Below are 3,191 nucleotides of genomic sequence, written 5' to 3'. Positions count from 1 at the left end.
GCCCACAAAACCCCTTGGGTGTTGTATGGTTAAGCCTCACGGGCAATTAGTACAGGTTAGCTCAACGCCTCACAACGCTTACACACCCTGCCTATCAACGTCGTAGTCTACGACAACCCTTTAGGACACTTAAAGTGCCAGGGAGAACTCATCTCAAGGCTTGCTTCCCGCTTAGATGCTTTCAGCGGTTATCAATTCCGAACTTAGCTACCGGGCAATGCGTCTGGCGACACAACCCGAACACCAGAGGTTCGTCCACTCCGGTCCTCTCGTACTAGGAGCAGCCCCTTTCAATTCTCCAACGCCCACGGCAGATAGGGACCGAACTGTCTCACGACGTTCTAAACCCAGCTCGCGTACCACTTTAAATGGCGAACAGCCATACCCTTGGGACCGACTTCAGCCCCAGGATGTGATGAGCCGACATCGAGGTGCCAAACACCGCCGTCGATATGAACTCTTGGGCGGTATCAGCCTGTTATCCCCGGAGTACCTTTTATCCGTTGAGCGATGGCCCTTCCATTCAGAACCACCGGATCACTATGACCTGCTTTCGCACCTGCTCGAATTGTCATTCTCGCAGTCAAGCGGGCTTATGCCATTGCACTAACCTCACGATGTCCAACCGTGATTAGCCCACCTTCGTGCTCCTCCGTTACTCTTTGGGAGGAGACCGCCCCAGTCAAACTACCCACCAGGCACTGTCCTCATCCCCGATTAGGGGACCAAGTTAGAACATCAAACATACAAGGGTGGTATTTCAAGGATGGCTCCATAACCACTGGCGTGATTACTTCAAAGCCTCCCACCTATCCTACACATGTAGGCTCAATGTTCAGTGCCAAGCTGTAGTAAAGGTTCACGGGGTCTTTCCGTCTAGCCGCGGGTACACTGCATCTTCACAGCGATTTCAATTTCACTGAGTCTCGGGTGGAGACAGCGTGGCCATCATTACGCCATTCGTGCAGGTCGGAACTTACCCGACAAGGAATTTCGCTACCTTAGGACCGTTATAGTTACGGCCGCCGTTTACCGGGGCTTCGATCAAGAGCGTCGACCGAAGTCTAACCCCATCAATTAACCTTCCGGCACCGGGCAGGCGTCACACCGTATACGTCATCTTACGATTTTGCACAGTGCTGTGTTTTTAATAAACAGTTGCAGCCACCTGGTATCTGCGACTTCCGATAGCTCCATCTGCAAGAGACTTCACCGTCAGAAGCGTACCTTCTCCCGAAGTTACGGTACCATTTTGCCTAGTTCCTTCACCCGAGTTCTCTCAAGCGCCTTGGTATTCTCTACCCGACCACCTGTGTCGGTTTGGGGTACGATTCCTTACAATCTGAAGCTTAGAGGCTTTTCCTGGAAGCATGGCATCAATGACTTCACCACCGTAGTGGCTCGACATCGTGTCTCGACCTTAAAAAGAGCCGGATTTACCTAACTCTTAAGCCTACGCACTTGAACCTGGACAACCGTCGCCAGGCCCACCTAGCCTTCTCCGTCCCCCCATCGCAATTGTAAGAAGTACGGGAATATTAACCCGTTTCCCATCGACTACGCCTTTCGGCCTCGCCTTAGGGGTCGACTTACCCTGCCCCGATTAACGTTGGACAGGAACCCTTGGTCTTCCGGCGAGGAGGTTTTTCACCCCCTTTATCGTTACTCATGTCAGCATTCGCACTTCTGATACGTCCAGCATGCGTTACCACACACCTTCAACCGCTTACAGAACGCTCCCCTACCCAATACAATAAATTGCATTGCCGCAGCTTCGGTTTATTGCTTAGCCCCGTTACATCTTCCGCGCAGGCCGACTCGACTAGTGAGCTATTACGCTTTCTTTAAATGATGGCTGCTTCTAAGCCAACATCCTAGCTGTCTAAGCCTTCCCACATCGTTTCCCACTTAGCAATAATTTGGGACCTTAGCTGGCGGTCTGGGTTGTTTCCCTCTCCACGACGGACGTTAGCACCCGCCGTGTGTCTCCCGGATAGTACTTACTGGTATTCGGAGTTTGCAAAGGGTTGGTAAGTCGGGATGACCCCCTAGCCTTAACAGTGCTCTACCCCCAGTAGTATTCGTCCGAGGCGCTACCTAAATAGCTTTCGGGGAGAACCAGCTATCTCCGAGTTTGATTGGCCTTTCACCCCTAGCCACAAGTCATCCGCTAATTTTTCAACATTAGTCGGTTCGGTCCTCCAATTGATGTTACTCAATCTTCAACCTGCCCATGGCTAGATCACTCGGTTTCGGGTCTATATCCAGAGACTAAATCGCCCAGTTAAGACTCGGTTTCCCTACGGCTCCCCTATACGGTTAACCTTGCCACTGAATATAAGTCGCTGACCCATTATACAAAAGGTACGCAGTCACACCACGAAGGTGCTCCTACTGCTTGTACGTACACGGTTTCAGGTTCTATTTCACTCCCCTCACAGGGGTTCTTTTCGCCTTTCCCTCACGGTACTGGTTCACTATCGGTCAGTCAGGAGTATTTAGCCTTGGANAAAATGATGGAGCGGCTACGGGGCTATCACCCTTTATTGCCAAGCTTTCCAGCTTGTTCACCTGCATCATTAAAAGCTTAAGGGCTAATCCGATTTCGCTCGCCGCTACTGTCGGAATCTCGGTTGATTTCTTTTCCTTCGGGTACTTAGATGTTTCAGTTCCCCGAGTTCGCCTCTTACAGCTATGTATTCACTGCAAGATAAGTGCTTATGCACTTGGGTTTCCCCATTCGGAAATCGTAGACTCAAGTGGCTCTTACTGCCTCATCTACGCTTATCGCAAGTTAGTACGTCCTTCATCGCCTCTGACTGCCAAGGCATCCACCGTGTACGCTTAGTCACTTAACCATACAACCCCAAAGGGTCTTGCGTATGGCCCATTTGATTTCACTTTTTAAAGTGAAGACAAATAAGCAACCAAGGTTTGTGTCTCTCATTATTTGAATGAGCGAGAGACATTTCGATTTTGCCGGACTCAAATATGAACAACATCCTAAGACGTTATTCCCAAGAACACTTGAATGTGTATTTTGGTACCTACATCTCTAAGAGATATAGGATTTGAGAACTTTTATTTGAATAACAACGCTTATCAAAAGATAAGGGGATTGTTGTTATTCGTCAGCTTTCCAAATTGTTAAAGAGCAATCATAGCTCGAAGCGTATGCTTCAAAACCATCA

Annotated in this window: 1 rRNA gene; it reads right to left on the bottom strand. The window is 49.6% G+C overall.

The features are described from left to right. Positions 1-25: 25 nt before the first annotated feature. A 23S ribosomal RNA gene (locus ACFSQJ_RS08970) occupies positions 26-2,858 on the bottom strand. Positions 2,859-3,191 lie beyond the last annotated feature (333 nt).

This window comes from Croceitalea marina, assembly GCF_042684265.1.
Classification (GTDB): domain Bacteria; phylum Bacteroidota; class Bacteroidia; order Flavobacteriales; family Flavobacteriaceae; genus Croceitalea; species Croceitalea marina.
Note: the sequence above shows the minus strand (reverse complement) of the source record. Positions and strands in the feature narration are given on the sequence as shown.